The following is a 21766-nucleotide window of genomic DNA, read 5'->3' as shown; positions in this document are numbered from 1 at the left end:
AGCTTTACATATTGGGAATGGTTTAGGACAGGGAGCAATATAAACGGACAGGACAGGCAAAATGAGGCGGTAAGATGGGCCTCTAAACAAAAAAGGAAGAAAGGACATGTCAGATAATCGAAGAATAGGCATTCAGTTTGATGTAAATACGTCTGCTCTCAAAGGTTTAGAAAAAGCAATACGTACTATGGACCGACTGAATTCGAATATGGATAAGCTGAAGAAGACGAGTAATGTTGTCTCAAGTAGCTTCGATAGAGTATCGACTTCAGCAAAACGATCCGAAAGCTCTCAAAATGCCTATGTAAGAACATTAGAAAAGGTTCAAACAGCAAACAAACAAGCAACCAAAAGCGTTAAGGAATTCCAAAGAGCTGTAAACAGTGGAGTTAACGCGAAAGCCATTAACGCCGGTGCCTCTGGATTTAGAAACTTCGATAACCGAATCCAAGGAGCTCACCGAAGCATGAAGGGGCTTAATCGCTACACACTTTCATTCGCTGAAGCTACAAAAATTGCCGGTGAACGTATGATCCAATGGACAGTTGGCGCGGCGGCTATTTTTGGAACTACGAGAGCGATTAGAGCGGTAATTAATACTATTGTCGAGCTCGATTCTCAATTGGTAGACTTCCAGAAAGTAATGGATGATGGAACCAATTACAACAATCTTTTCGATGATATGGGTGATTCAGCGGATAAGTTTGGCCGCAAATTAACCGAAATCAACAAAATCGGGATTGCATTTGCTCAAGAAGGATTCGGCCAGGACAAGATTAAAGGTTTGGTCGATGCTACAGCCTTGCTTGCTAACGTTGGTGATATTGACGTTACACAAGCTCAAGCGACGATCTCTTCATTGATGAATGTATACGATAAAGGAATCACCGAAACAGCAGGATTAGTAGATAGAATGAACTCCGTAACGAACAATTACGCGATTGATGTAAATAACCTATCTACTGCTCTCCAGAAATCTACAGGTGTAGCTCAAGCATTCGGAGTATCGATGGAAGAAAACGAAGGTTTCATAACCGCGATAACGACAGCTACAAGGGAAAGCGGTTCTATTGTGGGGAACTCATTAAAAACAATCTACTCTCGTGTAACGACTGTTTCTGGAGCTATGAAATCACTCGAAGGTATAGGGGTTAACGTGTTTGATCCTGTAACCGGGGATGCGCGTAAAGTTTCTGATATTTTGGGCGACTTGCATGGTAAATGGGATGGACTTACGAACAAAGAGAAACAGAACATCGCTATCAAGGTGGCCGGCCGGTACCAGGTTTCGAGATTCTTAGGTTTGATGAATAAGTACGAAACGGCCATAGATGCAACTAAAACAGCTACGAAGTCATGGGGATCAGCACAAAAAGAGAATGAAAGATACATGAAGTCTCTTGAAGCAAAAATCAACATGACTAAAACTTCATTTGAGAAGTTGTCTAAAACTTTGGGAGATAACGGTATCAAACAGGCGTTTGGTCTAATCCTCATAGCTGTAAATGATTTGATGGGCGGACTAACTGCTATGTTCGATAAATTTGGCGGTTGGACATGGGCTATCGGAGCATTTGCGGCCGGTTTATTGACTGTTTCTTACAACTTCCAAAAGATGAGAACAAATGCAGAATTAGCTGAAGCATCCATGGCGACAGCATCTACCAGGACTCAAGCTTTCGCGATGGCTATGGGAGCAAGCACTAAGACAGCTACTACCATGTCTCTAGCCGTAGGACGTATAGGAACGGCCATGAAGGGACTCGCGGCGGCTACTCTATTAAATCCTTTCGGATGGATTTCTCTCGCTATCACGGGCGCTACAATGCTTTTCGGACATTTCCAAAAGGTCAAGCAAGAGCAGAAAGAGCTAAATGAAACAGCTAAGACAGCAGGGAAAGAGTACAAAGCATTCTTAGACATGATCAAAGATGGTTCTGTTGATACTTACAATATTGACAAGTACCAACAACAGGTCGAGCTTCTTGGGAAAACAGAACAAAAATTGAACAAGGATATCAGCAAAAACTACAGTACGATTGCTGTTCAAATGGGTCAGTATGATGAATATGGCCGACTTATCCAAGGCGTGAAGATGAGTAAGGACGAGCTTATCAAAGCTTACGGTAAGGAAACAAAAGCAGCAGACGTTCTAAAGAAAGCCGAATTGGACCAATTAGCGCAAATGGGTATCAAGAACGTAGCGACTATATCCATGGCAGAGGCCGTCAAGAAAGTTAAGGATCGACAGAATGAACTTTCCGGAAGCGTTGAAAAGGCGCAAAAAGTAATGGAAGAACAAAGGCTTAAAGGTTTAGCGCCTAATACTGAAGCTTACAACGATTACAATGAAAAAATTGATGAAAATCTATCTCTGATAGAGAACGTAATTGGTTTTGGTGACAAGTTGGTAAAAGAGCTGAAGGAACAAAAAGCCGTTGTCGAACTTCTTTCCGGAGTCAAAAACAAAGATTCTTTACAAACGCAGATTTACAACGAGATTTTAGATAAATTAGCTGAAGCTACAGGAAGATCGAGAGAGGAAATCGCTAAAAATCCTAAAGTCATCGACAAGGAAATTAAAAAGAAGAAAGAGCTCGATGAATTAACCGGTAAAATGGCCGATGGAACAGCTAAAGCGGAAGATAAAAGGCGAGCCCAACAACTTCTATCTGCTCAAAATGCTGAAGATACTTCCAGGAGAGAAAAGCAAGCTCGCGAGAGAATGGAAAAAGCTTCTGCTGATGCTTACGAAAAGAAAATGAAACGCGTCATGGGCTATAACGAAAAATTAAATAAGAGCACCAAGGAGAACGACAAGCACATAGAACAAAACTCCAAGGCCTATAACACCAACGCTAAAAAGACAGGAGCTTCCATGTGGGACAAGGTTAAGTCGGCCCAGACCACAACAAAGAAGACTAACGATCAAATGGACAAAGAGAAAAAGAAGACCGACGATACTGTAAAGAATTGGATGGACGGTTCTAAAAAGGTTCAGAAGTCTTCTAAAGACAAATCTAGTTTTGTCATTCAAATGTCCAAAGAACAAGCCGCAGGACATAAGAAAGCAAACGACGATGAGATGAAAAGTGTTACTGGTGGTTGGAATTCTTTGTGGAATACTGTAAGCAAGATTTGGGGATGGATCAAAGGAATTTTCGGTATTAAGTCATCTAGCAAATCAACGCCTCACGTTCGACAAGGCGGGCCTCAAATTGCCGGTTATGCGGTAGGTACTTCCAGGTCTGGACATAAAGGTGGCCCGGCTATCGTGGGTGAAGAAGGGCCTGAATTGGCACACATCCCTGGAGTCGGAACTACTGTTGTCGGAGCTCGTGGGCCTGAATTGATCGGCGATCTCCCTAAAGGTTCTTCTGTACTTCCAAACAAGCACACTGAACAGCTCCTTAAATCTTATGGTTTCCCTGGATATGCGGGTGGAGTCGGTGACTTCTTCGATGCAATCACTAAAGGGCCAAAGGCTGTTTGGGAATCTGCGACAAGTAAGTTCGGTCTGACAGACAGCTTAATTCCTGATTGGTTCAGAAAAGGAAGCGGAAGTCCTGTAAAGGCTATCGGTGGAATGGCTGTGAACGCGATTCAAGGCCTCATGGACAAAGCTATCGGTTCTTTAGGTAACTTTGTAGGGGGCGGTGCTAAAATGGCACAGGCGGCCATCCTGCAAGCTCTGAAGATCACTGGTAAACCGATGTCTTGGTTATCTCCTTTGATGAACATCGCGAAACACGAGTCAGGCTTTAATCCTAGAGCTACCAATAATTGGGATATTAATGCCAAACGTGGCGATCCTTCCATTGGTTTATTCCAGGTGATAGGGTCAACATTCAGAAGATGGGCATTGCCTGGTTTGGGTGGACAAACAAATCCTGTCGCTTCTGCTGTCGCGGCTATTCGATACATGGATGGTCGATACGGTGGAGTTTGGGGTCATCCTGGTATCAAGTCAATGATGAAGGGTGGAGGTTACAAACCTTACGCGAACGGCGGTATGATCGATAAGCCTCATATGGGACTTGTCGGAGAAGCAGGGCCAGAAATGATTATCCCCCTTTCTTCAGAACGCCGAAGTAGAGCCATGGAGCTTTACGAGCAAACAGGCAAAATGTTGGGTGTCAGAGCTTATGCGAACGGTGGTATTGTCGGGGATTACAAGATCAAGAAGGGTGATACTCTCGGAGAACTCGCCAACAAGTTTAACACTAGCATTTATCACTTGATGCAGGTTAACCCTCAAATCAAGAACGCCAACAAGATTTTTGCGGGTGCTATCTTGAAATTGAGTAAGTTGATCAAAACCGAAGACGGATCATACGTTTCTCCAGGATACTACGGTTCTTCTCCTGCTAAGAAGTCCACACCAAAGAAACCGGCCCATGAACAAGAGTGGTACGATAATAAGGTCGATTGGATTTTCTCTTACATGAGCAAGATGAAGGAGATCGGTGATTCTGGTTATGACAAACCTTCTTACGATGTTTGGAAGATGATGGACAACAGAGACATTTTCAAAAATGCGGGTAAGGAAAAGCAACTTGAGTACAACAAGACAATCATCACAGCACTTCAACAGTATGACAATCTCAAGTATGCCAAGGCCCGATTCGACGAAGCAGGTTTCATGAGTCTATCAACCAAGCAAAAGCAATCCGCTTGGAAGGGTATCACTGAAAGCGTAAGCCAAAATGTCCAGAACTATCAGATGGATCGCAACAATATCTGGATGGACATGTTCAATAAGAAAGTCAAAGAAGCGACTGAAAACGTAAAAGTTTTGATGGATGCTTACGAAGGTATGAAAGATCGACAGCTTGAAGAGAAGAAAAATGATTTCGTGAACAGCAAATCAAGTAGCATCTTGAGTGCTCTTGGATTGGACTTCGAAGGTCTTACGGAAGCTGAAAAGGTCCAACAGAAGATCGAAGATATTCAAAACAAGATCAAAGTGAGAGCTGAAGAATCAGCTTTACTCGAATATCGATTGAAGACAAATGATGATACGAAGCGTTTGAATGAGCTACAAAGCCTCATGGATAGCTTAAATGCCCGTATCAAAAAGACTTCTGACGATATGAAGGGTAAAGGGGTATCTGATAGCAAGTTGATTGCTGAAGCACAAGAGCCGTTAAGGGATCGACTGGCCGAGATTAAGGAAGAGTATGATTACTTAAACAAGGTCATGAAAGAAAGTAGCTCACAGATCAACAAGAATCAGAGCGAAATGGAGAAGTTAGCTCAAGAGTATAAGGACCTTCAAAGTCAACTTGAAAGTGCTAAGAATCGAAGGGAATATACCGATGTTTGGGGTAACATTCTCCGCGATGCTGAAGGTACTGTAGCAATGGTTAACGCTCAAGGTCAAACGATCATTGATACGTTCAACCGGGTTAAACAGGGAATTTCTTCAGTTAACCAGGCTTCAAGCTCTATTGGAACAACAGAACCATCTTCATCGTCCGATTCACAGCTTTACGAAGCTAATACTACCACAGTGAAGAATGTACAATACATCGTTAACACTGGAGTTTCACTTGCTAGTCAGTCGGAGCTCAAAGAATTGGCTATGTATTTGAAAGATATGATCGACGAAGAAGAAGGACGAAGCTAAAAACCATTGAGAGAGGGGAATTTCCCTTCTCTTTTTTTATTTTTAAAGGTGACAACTAACGCGACAACTAAAGGTGAGAAAAAATCGGAGTTGGCCGGTATTAATGGTACTAGAGAAGGAGAGATACGGGCCGCCTACCCTGATGCTCACTTCTTACTGATTCTTCTGTTGTCTGCTTGCCAGGTGGACGAAATTCATCGGGGCTTCACTGGCCCCTCCTTTTAATTTTTTATGGGCGTAACACTGGTATATGTTCCATGTTAATATCAACTCCATCAAATCGGGGTCTAGTCCACCCCATTTTTTTAGGAGTTAAAAAGAGACAATATAAACGACAACAAAACAAACTCAAACGCTTGATACATAAGGATTTTAACGACAACTAAAGGAGGTAAAACAAAAGTACTTATTAACTACAAATATTCTTTCGGTTAAGGCAATAACGAAGAACATTCCAGGATCAGTTTCCAAAACTCATCATATAGACGGCAAAACATTTTTCCAGGTTATTTATGATGAAAAGCATGTTGATAGGGTGAAGGAGCTTCTAGCGAAATTATCTATCTACCCTGAAGACAAGGAGGAAGGATGGTGGAAACGTGACAACGATAACGACAACGGACAAGAAGTTGGCGGCATGCATCCTGGCAACTATAAAAGGGGCAAGGTTAGGAGCGGTAAGGGCTATGAAGGAACAAGAGGATATCGTCGTAACTCTGGAGGTAAAATTCTCCGAAGAGTTAAGTAATGATGTCCAGGAAGTAATAAAGGAGTTTAATAGAGGATCATTGAAAATCGATGCTCGTTTATTCACGAAAGAATATGGCTTTGTAGAACACGTTGTAAAGATAAGGTCAAACAGAATTAAATAGTTTATCAGAATCCATACTCTATGGAAGGAGTGAAATGTCGATGGAACGACAATGGAGAGAGCTTGAATACAAATTAGATTCAAGAGTAGATAGAGGACAAGGTATCGTCCTTATCGGTTTGTTCCTTTACCTTCTCTTTATCTAACGAAAAGGAGGTTATAGGATGAACAAAAAACAGATTAATGCGATAAATAACAAACGAATGTTCGCAAGAGAAGTAGCTAAAGAAGTATTTTTCAAGAAGATAACCAAAGACGAAGAGACATCTTCTTACGAGCTTAGAAATCTATTCAACATTACAAGGCAAGCACTTAGATATTATTACAGCGATGAATTCTTCTTGAAGGAGCTAAATTATCTTGGAGTGGAAATGGTTGAAAATGGATTCACCGGCCATTCATTTAAGATCGATGAAAATAAATTCATGAAGAATAAAGGTATTGAAAGCCTGATCCAAGTGAAAGGCGAGGGGGTCAACTAATCCCTTAACCTTTTATCTGGCAATGGCCAACAATACTTTGAAAGGAGGCGAAAGTAAATGCCATTCGAATTAGGTCATTCCGGGCCATTGAAGAAGTACACGATTTCAGATATCCGTGAAAAAGCCATAAACAAGATGAATGAACAGCAAAAAGGCGAGCTGTCGATCAAATCTAATTCAACTAAGCTCGATACCAAATCTTCTACCCCTTCAGAAAACAATTTCCTGGAAGGATTAGGAGAAGGTAAAGAAAACGCATCGTGGATGGATGATAAATCAGGTAAACATCTTGATGCATTGCAAAACAAGATGCGTAGAGAACGTGAACAGCACGATAAAGAGATGAAACGACTTCTAGGGAACGATTACAAAAACCCTGTAGAACGTTTAAGAGAAGCAAGTAATAAAACAAACTGGCTTGATGGACTCAAATAAAACAATTCTAAAGGAGAATGATTATTATGATGGAGAACAAATGGTATAACAAACTATTGGAGCACGATTTTAGAACAGATGGGAAACCAAACGATAAGAAGATCGCTAAAGCAATGGCAAACTTTATGCGAGAGCATAAGGATTATCTAAAAGGAAAATGGGAGAACTTGGACATGGTTTACAACCTTAACAAGAATCTTCTTCACTTCTTTTCTGATACTACTTTGAACTCAAAAGACATGAGAAGGATCGTATCAGACTTGGACAGAAAGCGAAAGTTCATCGGATACCTGGAGTCATTCGGTCTTATCGTAAGAGATACAGGAAAATTCTTCAATCTATACGATGAACAAGATGAAAGTGTAGCCGGTCAATTTAACAGCCTGGAGAAAGAAGTCCTGGAAAAACTGGCCGATATCGTAAAAAGGCGCGAAACTTTAGATATAGATATCTTTCAACCGATTGTTCATCATCATATGGGCAGAGGATTTATAGATTTCGGAGTATCCAGGTACGAGCTCGCCAATATCCTAGAGAAGAATCTCGACAGATTAGGTGATTTCGGTATCAAAGTCGTAACCCCTAACTCTTCATTAAGTGAAAATAAGAAATTTATATACGTAGGTAAGTAATAAACTGGCTGGATTCGGTCGGATGAAGGCCAGTAGCAAGTGGGGATAGTCGAAGTCTTACCCCAAAAAAATAAAAAAAATAAAAGCGCCGCGTTTTGTTTCTATTCTTCGACTAAACTTTTAAGTGGATATTTCCGTTATGTAAACGCACAAAAAGCTCTTATCAGCGTAGGAGTAAAACTGAATTGAGAAAGAACTCGTTTGAGGCAAAGACCATTCGCCTGGTCAATAATGTATAGTTACAAGAAAAAGACCTAGCTTGGGACTCCTTCATCCCTTGCCAGGTCTTTTTTTACTTTCTCTTCTTCGAGTTTTGTTCATCTTGTAGAGCTATATCGCGACCAAAATTTCGCCTGTTAAACTCTTTAACAAATTGCCTTCTTAAAATATCTCTGATGTCTTCTTGTCCCTCACCAACAAATATACATTTTTTGAAAGTTGTTTTTCGCTTACGTTTAGTCAAAGTATCATCTCCTTTTATTCCAGTGTAAGAAATGGTTTTTATAACTTGCAAGATTAATTAAATATGGAAAAAAACTCTAATTAGTAATATTATAAAAATAGAAGGAAATGGTTAATTTTTTATCGAATTAAAGGAGATGTCTAAATGCCAAGGAAATATGTAAGGTTTAACTATTTTGAGGTACAACTAGTACCTGCTCCAATTGCGTTAAGAGAAGAATTAAATGAGGACGCATTTATTGAAGAGGATGTAGCGGATATTTGGGATATGTCGGCATTTTTAGATTACTTAATGGCCAATCATCAAACCTTTGATACCAATGTTGAACTTGGTGATGAGTACTCTGAAATAGAATCTGATTCATATACATATGATCGAGGTAGAGATTTATATAGTTTTCAGCTTTCTAAACTTAGAGATAAAAACATACCATCAAAAAAACGATTTGGAGAAATAAAGGAAGAGATATTGTTAGAACAAGATGAATTTATCGGTGAGTTTGTTTCTGTTTTGTATGATAATCGATATAATTCGGTTGCGTTACAATCCAATTTATATGGTCTTTCAGCAAAGCAAACAGAACATGTTTTGACTCAATTGAGGTTCAGATACCTTGATATTATTGGTGGAGCAGATGAAATTCCTTTAGTAGTAAGGTTGGCTCCGATTATTGACCGCTCAAAAATAGAAAGAGTAATTCAAGCTGATTACTACAAGAAGGTAAGGGTAAGAGGTTCAAATGTAATGATGGATGCACAACTTCATCAAGGTAGCTTACTTGGTGATGCACGGCAATTATTGAACGAAGTGGCTGGAGTTAAAATTGATTTAACTATATCAATAGGAAGAGCGGAAAGGACGGCTTCTTTGAATGACATTAGAATTAGAGAACTCATTGAAGTATACAACGCTTTACCTGAAGAACAACGACCACAAATTGAATTAACTGCTTTAGAAAATGAAGAAGCAGAGGTTGAAACCGTTAACTTACTCGAACCAAGGATGACTGATCGTTTTGGCATCGAGGTAGCACCTAGAACAACAGTAGCACATGAGTACTTATATCATACGTTTTTGGATATATATGATAACAGAAGACCTGATATTAGAAGGGTATTAATGCCAATTCAACCGGAGTGATGTTATGATAAACAAGGTTTATGATTTTTTGGAAAAAACCTGGGAGAAGAACTCTTTATATTTATCAGTCTTAGCCGGGATTGTAATTGGATATCTTTATTACAGAGGTTATTTAGTTAACATTCGATCTGTTACAGGTAATATTGTAACATTTGCTTCAATAGTGATAGGAGTAAATGGTGTTTTTTTAACATTAATTATTACACTCCAGGAAAGTCCAGCATTTGTTAGACTAAAGGAAATTTTTCCGGATTTTCAGCACCGGCTTTATGTTAGCTTGAGAAATCAAATTAATTTTGGACTGTTGGTTGTTCTTATATCCATTATAATTAATTTATTGCCACCTTCACCAAGTAAATATCTGTCTTCAATCGGAGTAGGAATTTGGTTCATATTTTTTTCATTAATGGGTGTTGGTTCTTTTATTTCGGTCAAACTTGTTACAGATATCATTGTAAAGAACTTTAACTTTCCCACAAGATCAAGGAGACAATAGGTAATTAATGAAGCCCCCACTTGGATAGTAGGGGCTTTTTATGCATTAGATATTTAAGTTATTTAAAGGATTATATTTTTCGTTACTTTCTTTAAGATCATTACCAAAGAAATGAAGATACCGCTCTGTAGTTTTTATATTTGTATGTCTTAAAATTCTCGCAAGGGAAACGATGTCACCGCCTGATTGAATATATTTCTTAGCATAATAATGTCTACAAGAATGTGGGGAACAGCGCGTATCCTTAAAGTTTAATACTTTAGCCATTCGCTTGAACACGCACTTGACTGCATTACTTGAAATGGACTCATTCTTTAAATCGACGAATACGTATGGTGAAGGCCTGTCGAATTGTTTTTCACAATACACTCTATACAACGCAAGTTCCTTCGATAGAACACTGGAAAGTGGTACAGTGGAGTCTTTTCTGGACTTACCAAATACCCGTATCGATCCTGCTTTAAAGTCTATGTCATCCCATTTTAAATCCTCAAGTTCTCCAACTCTAATCCCTGTACCTAATAAAGTTAGAATAATGGTGTAATTTCTAATTGAATGAAATGAGTTTTCCCTTCGTTTTTGCCTTCTAAAGTAAGATAACATCTGGTGTACTTGATCATCGGTAAACGTATGAATACGCACATCTTCTTTAAGCTTCTTAATTTCCTTTGCGGGATTTTCTTTTATTATTTTCTCTTTTGTTAGCCAATTGAAAAAAGTTTTTAGCTGATTCAATCGATCATTCAAGGTTACTGGATTATTGCCACGCTCATTCTTACAATGCACAATAAAGCTTTTTATTACTCGTGAACTTATATCCTCGATTCTTTCCACTCCATACTCTTCGCAGTAAGCTTCAAAAATCTTAAATAAATACTCGTACCCTTTGAATGTGTTTTCAGTTACATTCTCAAACCTTTTCTCCTGATAAAATTCTTGAATAGCAAACTTCAAATGCATAACAAAAAGACCTCCTAAAGTTTTTATACAGTAGTGGTCTTTGCAAACCAAATAGTGTCAGGGGCTAACCACAACCCATTCCATAAGAAGGTCGTTGCGTCAGTACCCTTGATACTATTGGACTTTTTTACTCTGGTCGGGATGACAGGATTTGAACCTGCGGCCTCATGCACCCCATGCATGCGCGCTACCAAGCTGCGCCACATCCCGTTGACTAATTAAAATATATCATCCCGCCAAAATAAATGGCAAGAAAATTTATCCAGAAATATCGTACACCTTTCTCTCTTTCTTCATATTTATAAATAATTGAGTGCGAAAGGTGCGAGCACGATGGGCTTATCATGGAAAATACATTCTCACTATACTGCATTGGGTGATTCCATTTCCGTGGGAATCGGTGCTTCCGATGAATGGGGAAGCTTTGCCCGCAGGTATAACCTGTTGACCGAGCATGCTTTGCTAAAGACATATGACCTTCATAATTACTCAACAAACGGCTATACGACCCGGGATGTTTTGACCTCCATTGAGGAGCCAAAAGTGAGAAGGGCACTGCAGAGGTCAGAGATTATTACCATTACTGCCGGCGGAAACGACCTGATAAAAGCAGGGAAAAGATACCTGCTAAACAAACAAGAGTCGGAACTGCACATGACATTAAAAGAGTGCAAAAAAAATATGAGCCGTATTTTAAAAGAAATTATTGAACTCAAAGAAAAAGGAAGGAGCAGCTATATTATCCGGCTGACGAATATTTATAATCCTTATCACCGGTGGGACATCGCCTACAAATGGGTCAGACTCTTCAACCGCCATATGGAGAAATTTCAAACCATGCCGAACGTAAAGGTGGCAGATATTTATTCCTTATTCGTCGGACGTGAAAAAGAGCTTTTGTCCTGGGACAGCATTCATCCAAACAGCATCGGGCATCGTGTCATTGCCCAAGCCGTTTATGACACCGGTTACGGAGTGCTCAGCCCCCACCATGACTGACATATTTCGTGTATACATGGCTTAGAGCCAGTAACGGATAGATATGGCTGTAGCTGTAGTAGATCACGTAATTATAGCCAGGGAGTCCGATGCCTGTAGGGTAAGGCTGTGTAACTGGCAGAGCTTGTGAATGAAGAAGGTAACGGACCGCTTTTTCAATTTCGGGGGTAGGCACGGAATGCAGACAGGTGAGGCTGTCCAGTGCCCACGATGTTTGGACAAGTGTTCCATAGGACAAAGGTGTATAGGTTTGATGTATGTCACTTGAGCAGGATTCTCCCCAGCTGCCATCTTCGTGCTGGATATCACGTATCCACTTCTCTGCTTTTTGCAAATGGCAATCTTCATGGAGAGAAAAACCGGCTGCGCCCATTCCGGTTACTGCGGCCCATGTCCCGTAAAGATAACAAACTCCCCAGCGTCCCCGCCATGAGCCATCAGCTTCCTGGTTTTGCTGCAGCCAGCTGACTGCTCTTTGAATGGAAGCATCATTTAGGGTAAGCGGGCTGCAGGTGCCGAGAAATTCCAGGATTCTTCCTGTCATATCAGGAAACGAAGCATCAATTAATGCGTCATAGGCATGGTCAATGGGAAGTTCCCCAAGCCATGCTTTATTCGTGTTTTTTTCGAAGGATGCCCAGCCTCCGTCATCGTTTTGCATGGCTAAAAGCCAGTTGATTCCTTTTTGCCAGGAATGCAAAACATGTCCTGAATACTGTGAAAGGACAGAAAGCGGCCGCAACGCCGCCTGCGTATCATCAGGATCGGGATGAAGGGAGTTGCTTTCCGAGAATCCCCATCCACCGGGAGCAGTTTCCGGGCAGTGATACTGCCAGTCGCCTTTAACGGTATGCTGGTGTTTCAGTAAGAAGTGGATCCCGTTTTGCATCCGCGGATCCAGGGGTGACATTCCTGATTCCAGCAGCGCGTATAAGCTGAGGGAAGTATCCCAAATCGCGGAGGGCGAATTTTGAACGATGTACTGCTGCCCATTGTAGCATAGAAGAGAAGTAATGCCGTAAATTGCTTTTTGAATCACTGGGGAATCCATGGAGTACCCCAAAGCGAGAAGTCCATATACCATAAAAACAGTGGAAATGGCATAGCTGAGCAGAGTTCCGTCCTTCTCGATACGGTTCAGCATGTACTTTTCGAGCTTTTCATCTATTGAGTCTGAGGATAAGCCGTGCTCTGTAAAAAAACGGATAAGGGCAGGGATCTCAAATTCCTCCCAGCAGCCCAAGTTATCACGCGAGGGTGCTAAGCCGGAAAGATGATCTTTGGCAGGATGCAAGATCGAAAACTGGTTTCTCATGGCAGCAATCATGGGTACAAAGTGAATGCGGGCGAAGCTGCTCAAGTCAAAAAGCTGAAGCGGGGATATCGCCGGCAGATCAATTAAGAGGCCGGGATCAAACGGAAGGCGGGGCCAGGGAAGGATCCCATTCATGGCCAAAAAGGCTTTGGTCAATATATTGGCTTTATTCAGTCCTCCTTCAGACAGAATAAAGCTTCTTGCCTGCTGCATGCTTTTGTCATGAACATCCATCCCATAATAGCAAAGCGCACAATATGCTTCTATGGTGACTGAAAGGTTGCCTTTCTTCTCATCCGGGTAAACTCTCCATGTGCCATCGGAAGATTGTTTGGAGAGAATCCGCCGCACGAGCACCTCTTTCAGATGATAATCCTTCCAATTAAAGAGAACAAGCAGCACCAATAAATAAGCGTCCGTGGTGACCGGGTTTTCAAAGCAAAACCGAAAAGAACCATCCTCCTGCTGCATGGAAAGCAGCATATTGCGCCTCGAATCAATACCTTCTTTTAATCCGATGAACGTTTGCATCCATTTCACCTTCTGCTCCATTCGTTTTAAATGCATGATCTTCAAACTATATGAAACAGGTGGTGTGGTTTATGATTCAAGACAAGCTGATTCAGTGTATTTCTCCGTATTTAAAAGAACGTGGCGATACAGGTGAGAATATTTCCTTAATGAAAGTAGCCGGCGGCAGCATAAATCAAGCGTACAGGGTGAGTACCGAAAAGAACATCTATTTTATGAAGGTTCAAGAACAATACCGCCCTCATTTTTTCGCCTCCGAAGCAAAAGGGCTCAATATTATCAGAGAAACGAAAACCATAAAAGTGCCGGAGGCTTATTTCTGCCATGATTCACAAATAAAAGGAACACCGAGCATTTTGCTTACTGAATGGATCGGGCAAGTTAAAGGACAGGACACAGAAAGGCGTTTGGGAGAGAAATTGGCGAAGCTCCACAGTTGCAGCGGACCGGCAACCTACGGACTTGATGATGATAATTATATTGGCACCCTGACTCAGGAAAACGGATGGCATGATTCATGGGGCGACTATTTTATCAACAAAAGAATAAAGCCTCAGGTAAAATTGGGAGTGGAGGGTAAAACCATACATGGCAGTCGGCATTAAAATCTCTTACGGCTGATGAATGATATGAAACAATGGATACCATCATACCCGGAAGTTTCTTTGCTTCATGGAGATTTGTGGGGAGGAAATTGGATGAGTGATTCAAAGGGAGAACCTGTTTTAATTGATCCTGCCATTTTTTACGGACACAGTGAAATGGATATTGCATTTACCGAGGTCTTTGGAGGGTATTCTTCATCCTTTTATGAGGCATATACATACTATCGTCCGCTGGGACAAGACTATGAAGAGCGGAAAGAATTGTATCAGCTCTTTTACCTTCTTGTACATTTAAATTTATTTGGGGAAGGGTATGGTCCTTCGGTTGACAGGACTTTACTCCGGTTTCAATCCTGATACGGCCATCATTTTGTTATGATAGCGGGAAAACAGAAGTAAACACAGAAGAGCTCCCAAAAAGGCAAGACTCATGTCCCATTGGGAATCCCATATATCTCCCTGTGTTCCCAAAAAGTCTTTTGCCGGAGTGCCGGCGATTTTTGCAGTCAACCATTCAGCGATTTCATAGAGAGCAGCAATTGTCATGATAAAGCCTAAGCTAAAGGCGTCTGCCCAACCTTTGCTTTTTACACCAGATGAACGAAGGATTACTTCCCGTATGGGCAGAATTGCGAGCCCCTTTAAAAAATGGCCAAACCGGTCATACTCATTCCGTTTGAAGTGGCCGGCTTTTTGGATGCCTTCAAACAAAGGAACATCATCATAAGTATAATGTCCTCCAATGAACATCAAGACCATTAAAACAGTGAGGATGATGTAGGAGAGGGCAGTAAGCTGAAAGCGATGGTACGTGATCACGAGAATGATAAGCAGCACCACAGCGGGTGAAACCTCAAGAACCCAGGTAAAATAATCCTGGGGTTGAATCGCCGACCATATAAAAACAGCAGCAATGATTGCTAAGAGAATAAAGTCAATGATTTTAAAACGAGGCATGATGTGACAGCTCCTTCACTTTCTCTTTAACAGTATGAAGAAGAGAAGGGAAGGCTATACCTGTTATTACTTCAAACTAAAAACCATCACCCTGTAATGAAAGGGGGTGATGGTTTTGTTGGTTTAAACTGAAACTTTTTCAAATTGCTCACGAATTTCAGCAGATCGTTTCTTGGCGCTCAAAATGGCTTCGGAAAATGCCTGTCCCGCATGATTTTCACGAAGGGCATCGAGTCCGGCGGCAGTAGTCCCATTTGGGGATGTTACTTTTTTTCTTAACGTTTCAGGGTCAGCGTTGGTATCAAGCACCATCTTGCTGGCGCCAAATACGGTTTGAGCGGCAATTTCTCTTGCCATGTCTTCATCCAAACCTTCAGCTACCGCTGTTTTTTCAATATGCTCAAGAATGTAGTAAATATAAGCCGGTCCGCTTCCCGCAATTCCTGTGAAAACGTCCATTTGTTCTTCTTCAATTACTTTTACTCTTCCGATCGCAGTGAATAATGCTTTGGCCAGTTCAATATGCTCCATTGATACCGAATGGCCGCCAGTGATCGCCGTAATCGATTCTCCGATCGTACTAGAGGTATTAGGCATCACCCGGATCACGGGCTGTCCTTCTGGAAGAATTTCTTCCATATAAGAAGTCGAAATCCCTGCTAGTACCGACATAATGATTTGATTTGTTTTTACATGAGGAGCAAGCTCCAATAATGCACTTTCTGCATCTTTTGGCTTCATGGCCAAAATAACGACGTCCGCTTCATCAATTTTAGCTTTATGGTAGGGCAATGCTCCTATCCCGTATTTTTTCTTGAGTTCAATTCGTCGGTCTTCATTTTGTTTGTTAGTCATCATAATATTGCCTGCAGGCACCTTATCCTGTGTGACCATTCCGGCAGCAATTGCTTCTGCCATTGAACCTGCTCCAATAAAAAGCACTTTCTTTGTTTCTAACATGCAACCTCTCCTTATTGCCGTGTAGTCAATTTCGTCATATAAGTTCTTATCATAACATGATGAAAAAGAGTTTCAACCCTTAAGGAGGGACCAGTGGAATAGAGGGTAAAAAAGGAATCATACGCCAGTAAATCATGACTGGTTTTTGTACAGGATGTTAAATGGAGTTAAATCTTAGAATATGGAAGGATTTAATGGTTTGTAGTTCAAGACCCTTTCAGCTGCAGTGTTTTCAGCATCTGCTTTTGTTCCTCCGGCCACCAGGCACCGCAATCTTCTGAGACGATGCAGACTGCACACTTATTTAAATCATAAACCTTCATTCCGCTGATTGGCGGTGAATACACGTGCAGCGTAATCAGGGGCTCTTCTCCGGCTGACCCCATTTTATGAATCATTCCTTTTCCGACATTTAAAAAAGAACCGCTTTTTTCCTTCCGTTTTACTCTCTCCCGCGGAAGACTGTCAGAGGGAATTTCGTAAATAGAATGGTCAGAACTGCCGGAAATAACCTGGACCCAGCCATAGGACTGGCCATGATCATGAGGTGAACAATCCATGGATGAAGACCATTGCATTAAAAGAATTTCTAAATGGTCATTTTGATAAATCATTTGTCTTCCATAGGGTTTATTATCAGGTTCTTTCAGGAAAGGAAACACATCTTCGAGCCGGGCATCTAATTGTTTCAGGGCAGTGAAAAGCTGTCGGGAAGAGGGTTTAAGCAAGGAACCAAACAACATGGCAATGCGTTCTTGAAAGGTCACGCTCTTCATCCTTTCTGAGTACTTATTATTTTATTTTATGAGGGGGACCTTTTGTTCAATAACCAGATAATCTGTAAGTCAATGGTCACAAAATAAGGTTAATGCCCGAAACCTACCTCCTAGGGACTGCGTTAGGTAAAAAACGTCCGCGTTTTGTCCGGAATCGTCTTTTCATAACAGGCGAAAAATAAAAACGATTCAAGGGGGAACGATACATGTTTAAAAAGATAAGTATCATTACAGGAGTTGCAGCCATTGGGCTGTCTATAGCTGGAGGAACAGGAGCCAGTGCACATACGGTCAAAGAAGGGGACACGCTTTGGAAGCTTGGACAATCCTATAACGTGCCGTTTCAGGAGATCAAAAAGGAGAATGGTCTTACCGGCAACTTGATCTATCCGGGACAAAATTTAGAAGTGCAGCCGGTTAAGGGAGTAAGCGTTGAAAAACCTGCACCTGCGCCAGAACAAATAAAAGCAACGCCAGAAGATAAAGAATTGCTCGCTTCCCTCGTAGAAGCAGAAGCCATGGGTGAAAGCTTTGAAGGAAAAGCAGCAGTTGCAGCGGTTGTATTGAATCGCGTTGATGATGACGGCTTTCCTGATTCCATTCATGATGTCATCTATGATAAAGGACAATTCCAGCCGGTTATGGAGAACAATTTGAAAAAGCCTTCCCCGGAAGCGGAAAAGGCTGTGGATAAGGCGTTATCCGGATATGATAACACCAAAGGCTCCCTGTTCTTTTACAATAAAAAGACAGCTGTGAGCAGATGGCTGGATACCAAACCTGCAACTACAATCATTGGAAACCATACATTCAGCAAATAATACATGACCCCGTCTCTCCAGGACGGGGTTTTTTTACCGTTGGCTCGTGCTTTTGATGCTTAATCCTGAAGTTTCAATTTTTGTACTGTTTCTGGCGATCAGCACATCGCAATTCGCATGACGCGTAATATATTGGGAAACACTTCCGATGAAGATCCGCTCCATTGCATTTAAGCCCGTTGCACCGCAGACGATCAGGTCAGCTTCATGCATACTGGCAAATGAGAGGATCTCCATTTTCGGTGAACCGGAATTGGATAAAGTGGTTATATGTTTTAATCCATGGTTCCTGGCCAATTTTTCATAGTCGTCCAAAAGTGTTCCTGCTGTCATTTGATCCCTGTCCATTTCAATAGCAATGGCTCCGGCATCCATTGGAGCAGCAGGAAGGCGGTCTTCGGTGATGTGTACGATATACAACTTGGCATGATATTCTTTTGCCACTTCAATCGCTCTGTAAAACGCAGCTTCCGAAGAATGGGAACCATCTACACCAACCAGGATTTTTTGGTAGGAAGGCATACCCTCACCTCTTTTGGAATATACTTTACTTAACTTTTACCCGCTATAGAAGAAAGGCAAACACACTGACAAATAATAAAAATCTTTCGGAATTCTGATTGACAAATTCTTAAGACTGCTGTATTTTTGAACGTATTAAAGTTGTTCATAATCGAATAGTAAACTCTTATCAAGAGTGGTGGAGGGACTGGCCCGATGATACCCGGCAACCTGCAGAGAAACTTCTGTACTGGTGCCAAATCCTGCAAAGGCAAAGCACTTTGACAGATAAGAGATGGTACAGCCCTTAAATGGATGATTGCACCTCTCTGATTCTAAAAAGAGAGGTGTTTTTTGTTTGAGAAAATCGGAGGGATATCTGATGGCAAATGCACAAGCAGCAATAGAAAATGAAGTGGCTGAGATAGGGGACCTGGTTCTGGAATCCGGAAAAACATTGCCTGATGTTCATGTTGCCTATCAGCGCAAAGGAGCTGCTGATGCTCCAACTATTTTGGTGTGCCACGCACTTACAGGAAATCAATATACAGTAACGGCGGATAACGGACCTGGATGGTGGGAGGGACTCATCGGGCCGGGCCAATATATCGATTCAGAAAAGTACCAGGTGATTACTACCAATGTCCTTGGCGGCTGTGAAGGAACGACAGGACCGCTTTCGGTCAACCCTTTGACAGGGGAGAGATACGGCGGGCACTTTCCGGTTATCACAATTCGCGATATGGTCAAGGCTCAAAAACGATTGCTTGAGGTACTTCACATTCATTCACTTGACACGGTTATTGGAGGATCGCTTGGCGGAATGCAGGTTCTGGAGTGGGGATTGCTCTATCCGGATATGATGGACCGTCTGATTCCCATTGCGGTTACACCTGCTCTAAGTGATTATGCCATAGGATTCAATGCCATAGGGAGAACGGCAATTGTAAGTGATCCCGAATGGTGTGACGGAAATTATTCATCAGATACGGCTCCTGCCAAAGGACTGGGCATCGCAAGAATGATTGGTATGCTGACCTACCGTTCGGGTACATTATTTAATCAGCGATTTCAGCGGGAACAAACGGAGGAATGGTATTCCATATCAGACGAAGCCTCGTTTTCTGTTGAAACCTATCTTCATTATCAGGCACAAAAGCTGTCCCAGCGGTTTGATGCCAACAGCTACCTTACCCTGCTGAAGGCAATGGACAGCCATGATATCGGCAGAGGAAGAGGAGGAATCCATCAAGCAAGCAAAGGGTACAGGGCGAAAATGCTCTGTCTTGGTTTTACCGAGGACTTGTTGTACCCGCCAGCCATGATGAAGACATTTACCGAAAGTGTGAATGAAGAAAGCCAAAAGGCACTCTTCCAAGAGGTGAATACCATTTTCGGCCATGATGGGTTTTTAACAGAATTCGAAAAATGGGGTCCATACCTGGAGCGATTTTTTTCCAAATAAAAAAGACATGAAGCAAAAATTGCTTCATGTCTTTTTGGTATAAATTTCTCCAGCGGCTTTTTCGGCCAAAGGAACGCTTGTTTCCTGTGCCCGGGTTTCACTCTTAATCCGCCCGCTGCCTACAGAAAGTGCGACCAGGATACCGGCACCGATAAAGATTAGACCAGTCATAAAGACGGTAGTAAATGAACTGCTCCATGCCGTCTGAATGGAATGGATAACCGTACCTTTGATGGCGTCTGGCAGTTTAAGCATATCAGGATGAATGAGAAGGCTGAACAACGCATCCGTTTTATCCGCAAGCTTCTGGAAAATTCCTTGCAGCATGGGATTGCTTTGTTCCTTTACAACGTCTTGCATATTGCTTTCCAGGGAGTGGTTCATGACAACATTCAAAACAGTAATACCAATCGTACCGCCAATGGAACGGAAGAAGGTGGAAGCCGATGTGACAGCTCCGAGTTTGCCCTTCGGAAATTCATTCTGGATGGCAATCATCAGGGTAGGCATAACCAGACCCATACCAAATCCCATGATGATCATGTAAGCATAAGCCGTAATTTCTTTTGATTCCACTCCCATTGTGCTCATCAAGTAAAAACCAAAAGCCGTAATAAGCATACCCGCTGTTAACACAGTCCGGTACGGAAGCTTCAATAAAAGCCTTCCTCCAACGATACTGGCAAGGATGAGGGAGATCATCATTGGGGTCATGGTTGATCCGGCCTGTGTAGGAGTCACACCCATAATACCCTGCATAAACATGGGAACGAACATAATCGCTCCGAACATTCCAAGACCAAGCAAAAACCCCAGCGCATTTGTTGCAGCAAATACACGATTTTTAAACAAGGACAGATCAAGTATCGGTTCTTTGGCTTTCTTCTCGACAAATCCGAAAATAATCATCAGTACAATGGAAGAGCCGAAAATCAGTGCACTTTCAATTGAACCCCAATCAAATTTATCTCCTCCAAAGGTAAGGCCAAGCAGTAACAGAACAATGGCAGGAATCAGCGTGACGATACCCCAGTAGTCGATATTGACCTCATGTTTTGGCCGAACCATTTCATGCTTCATTCCAATAAAGATCAAAATGGCCGATAACAAACCAAATGGAACGTTAATCGTGAAAATCCAGTGCCAGCTGATGGTATCCACCAGGAATCCTCCAATAAATGGACCAATTACAGAGCTTAAACCAAAAATGGCGCCGAAGACACCCTGCCATTTTGCACGCTGCTCGGCAGTAAAAATATCCCCAATTATGGTTTGGGAAAGCGGCATGATCATACCGCCGCCAAGACCTTGAATACCACGGTAAATAATTAATTCTTCCATGGAACCGGCGGTCGCACAAAGGGCGGATCCGATAACGAATATTACCGTACCAATCAGATAAAGCAGCCGTCGTCCGTAGATATCGGACAGCTTACCAACAATCGGAATGATTGTGGTTGACGTAATCAGGTAAGCGGTCGTAACCCAGGCAAATATGGAAAAACCATTCAGTTCTCCGATGATGGTCGGCATCGCTGTACCTACCACCGTTTGTTCCATCGCACTAAAAAACATACCGATAATAAGGCCCAGGAGGACCATGTTTCGGTTGATAGAGGGGGTTAATTCATTGTTCATCTGTTATCTCCTATCTTTTTATTAATTGAATGCATCACAAAAATGACCCACTGGTCAGTGGGCGAATACATAACTTATACATATAGCACT

At 41.9% G+C, this 21766-nt stretch carries 18 protein-coding genes, 1 tRNA gene, 1 pseudogene and 1 riboswitch; of the genes and pseudogenes, 11 read left to right on the top strand and 9 right to left on the bottom strand.

What is annotated here, in order from left to right; all coding sequences use genetic code 11:
* The first annotated feature begins 106 nt into the window (after positions 1–106).
* From QYB97_RS01770 to QYB97_RS01750, 5 genes are all read left to right on the top strand, one after another.
* Positions 107–5629, top strand: a complete 5523-nt coding sequence (locus QYB97_RS01770; protein ID WP_301164240.1) for a phage tail tape measure protein — start codon at positions 107–109, stop codon at positions 5627–5629.
* A 599-nt stretch (positions 5630–6228) separates the two neighbouring features.
* Complete coding sequence (locus QYB97_RS01765; protein WP_301164239.1) at positions 6229–6501, top strand: hypothetical protein; 273 nt, start codon at positions 6229–6231, stop codon at positions 6499–6501.
* A 163-nt stretch (positions 6502–6664) separates the two neighbouring features.
* Positions 6665–6982: a hypothetical protein gene (locus tag QYB97_RS01760; protein ID WP_301164238.1), complete on the top strand. Its 318-nt coding sequence runs from the start codon at positions 6665–6667 to the stop codon at positions 6980–6982.
* Between the two features lie 57 nt (positions 6983–7039).
* A complete protein-coding gene (locus QYB97_RS01755; RefSeq protein ID WP_301164237.1) occupies positions 7040–7417 on the top strand; it encodes a hypothetical protein in 378 nt (125 codons plus the stop codon).
* A gap of 26 nt (positions 7418–7443) precedes the next feature.
* Complete coding sequence (locus QYB97_RS01750; protein ID WP_301164236.1) at positions 7444–8049, top strand: hypothetical protein; 606 nt, start codon at positions 7444–7446, stop codon at positions 8047–8049.
* Positions 8050–8341: 292 nt separating this feature from the next.
* On the opposite strand, the gene QYB97_RS01745 is transcribed toward QYB97_RS01750, so the two are convergent.
* Positions 8342–8512 (bottom strand): hypothetical protein, encoded by a 171-nt coding sequence (locus tag QYB97_RS01745; RefSeq protein ID WP_301164235.1) that lies wholly within the window; start codon positions 8510–8512, stop codon positions 8342–8344.
* Positions 8513–8656: 144 nt separating this feature from the next.
* Here QYB97_RS01745 and QYB97_RS01740 point away from each other — a divergent pair, with 144 nt between their 5' ends.
* Both QYB97_RS01740 and QYB97_RS01735 read left to right on the top strand, forming a co-directional pair.
* The gene (locus tag QYB97_RS01740) at positions 8657–9652 is read left to right on the top strand and encodes a DUF6731 family protein (RefSeq protein ID WP_301164234.1); all 996 of its coding nucleotides are present in this window, start codon (positions 8657–8659) and stop codon (positions 9650–9652) included.
* Positions 9653–9656: 4 nt separating this feature from the next.
* Positions 9657–10148, top strand: coding sequence for a hypothetical protein (locus QYB97_RS01735; protein WP_301164233.1), 492 nt, complete (start codon positions 9657–9659; stop codon positions 10146–10148).
* A gap of 45 nt (positions 10149–10193) precedes the next feature.
* On the opposite strand, the gene QYB97_RS01730 is transcribed toward QYB97_RS01735, so the two are convergent.
* Positions 10194–11108 carry a tyrosine-type recombinase/integrase gene (locus QYB97_RS01730; protein WP_301164232.1) on the bottom strand — a complete coding sequence of 305 codons (915 nt, stop codon included), beginning with the start codon at positions 11106–11108 and terminating at the stop codon, positions 10194–10196.
* A 133-nt stretch (positions 11109–11241) separates the two neighbouring features.
* A tRNA-Pro gene (locus QYB97_RS01725) sits at positions 11242–11318 on the bottom strand.
* Positions 11319–11441: 123 nt separating this feature from the next.
* Here QYB97_RS01725 and QYB97_RS01720 point away from each other — a divergent pair.
* The gene (locus QYB97_RS01720) at positions 11442–12107 is read left to right on the top strand and encodes a GDSL-type esterase/lipase family protein (protein WP_301164231.1); all 666 of its coding nucleotides are present in this window, start codon (positions 11442–11444) and stop codon (positions 12105–12107) included.
* Here QYB97_RS01720 and QYB97_RS01715 read toward each other — a convergent pair.
* Positions 12088–13953: a prenyltransferase/squalene oxidase repeat-containing protein gene (locus tag QYB97_RS01715; RefSeq protein WP_301164230.1), complete on the bottom strand. Its 1866-nt coding sequence runs from the start codon at positions 13951–13953 to the stop codon at positions 12088–12090. The two genes, QYB97_RS01720 and QYB97_RS01715, sit on opposite strands and share 20 nt — an antisense overlap.
* A 50-nt stretch (positions 13954–14003) precedes the next feature.
* On the opposite strand from QYB97_RS01715, the pseudogene QYB97_RS01710 reads away from it, so the two are divergent.
* Positions 14004–14915, top strand: a pseudogene (locus tag QYB97_RS01710) (fructosamine kinase family protein).
* On the opposite strand, the gene QYB97_RS01705 reads toward QYB97_RS01710, so the two are convergent.
* From QYB97_RS01705 to QYB97_RS01695, 3 genes are all read right to left on the bottom strand, one after another.
* Complete coding sequence (locus QYB97_RS01705) at positions 14895–15515, bottom strand: DUF2238 domain-containing protein (protein ID WP_301164229.1); 621 nt, start codon at positions 15513–15515, stop codon at positions 14895–14897. The pseudogene QYB97_RS01710 and the gene QYB97_RS01705 overlap by 21 nt on opposite strands.
* Before the next feature lie 123 nt (positions 15516–15638).
* Entirely contained in the window at positions 15639–16475 is an 837-nt protein-coding gene (gene proC, locus QYB97_RS01700; protein ID WP_301164228.1) for a pyrroline-5-carboxylate reductase, read from the bottom strand.
* A gap of 206 nt (positions 16476–16681) precedes the next feature.
* Positions 16682–17242, bottom strand: a complete 561-nt coding sequence (locus QYB97_RS01695; RefSeq protein ID WP_301164227.1) for a cysteine dioxygenase — start codon at positions 17240–17242, stop codon at positions 16682–16684.
* Between the two features lie 215 nt (positions 17243–17457).
* On the opposite strand from QYB97_RS01695, the gene QYB97_RS01690 reads away from it, so the two are divergent.
* The gene (locus QYB97_RS01690; RefSeq protein ID WP_301164226.1) at positions 17458–18072 is read left to right on the top strand and encodes a cell wall hydrolase; all 615 of its coding nucleotides are present in this window, start codon (positions 17458–17460) and stop codon (positions 18070–18072) included.
* Between the two features lie 33 nt (positions 18073–18105).
* Here QYB97_RS01690 and QYB97_RS01685 read toward each other — a convergent pair whose 3' ends face one another.
* The gene (locus QYB97_RS01685) at positions 18106–18594 is read right to left on the bottom strand and encodes a universal stress protein (protein ID WP_301164225.1); all 489 of its coding nucleotides are present in this window, start codon (positions 18592–18594) and stop codon (positions 18106–18108) included.
* A gap of 163 nt (positions 18595–18757) precedes the next feature.
* Positions 18758–18868, top strand: a riboswitch (SAM riboswitch).
* Positions 18869–18955: 87 nt separating this feature from the next.
* Between QYB97_RS01685 and metX the strand changes: the two genes are divergently transcribed.
* Positions 18956–20038 (top strand): homoserine O-acetyltransferase MetX, encoded by a 1083-nt coding sequence (gene metX / locus QYB97_RS01680; RefSeq protein WP_301164224.1) that lies wholly within the window; start codon positions 18956–18958, stop codon positions 20036–20038.
* Between the two features lie 24 nt (positions 20039–20062).
* On the opposite strand, the gene QYB97_RS01675 is transcribed toward metX, so the two are convergent.
* Positions 20063–21676: an MDR family MFS transporter gene (locus QYB97_RS01675; RefSeq protein WP_301164223.1), complete on the bottom strand. Its 1614-nt coding sequence runs from the start codon at positions 21674–21676 to the stop codon at positions 20063–20065.
* Between the last annotated feature and the right edge of the window lie 90 nt (positions 21677–21766).

It is taken from the genome of Fictibacillus fluitans (genome assembly GCF_030418125.1).
GTDB lineage: Bacteria > Bacillota > Bacilli > Bacillales > Fictibacillaceae > Fictibacillus_C > Fictibacillus_C fluitans.
This window is presented reverse-complemented; position numbering and strand designations above follow the sequence as displayed.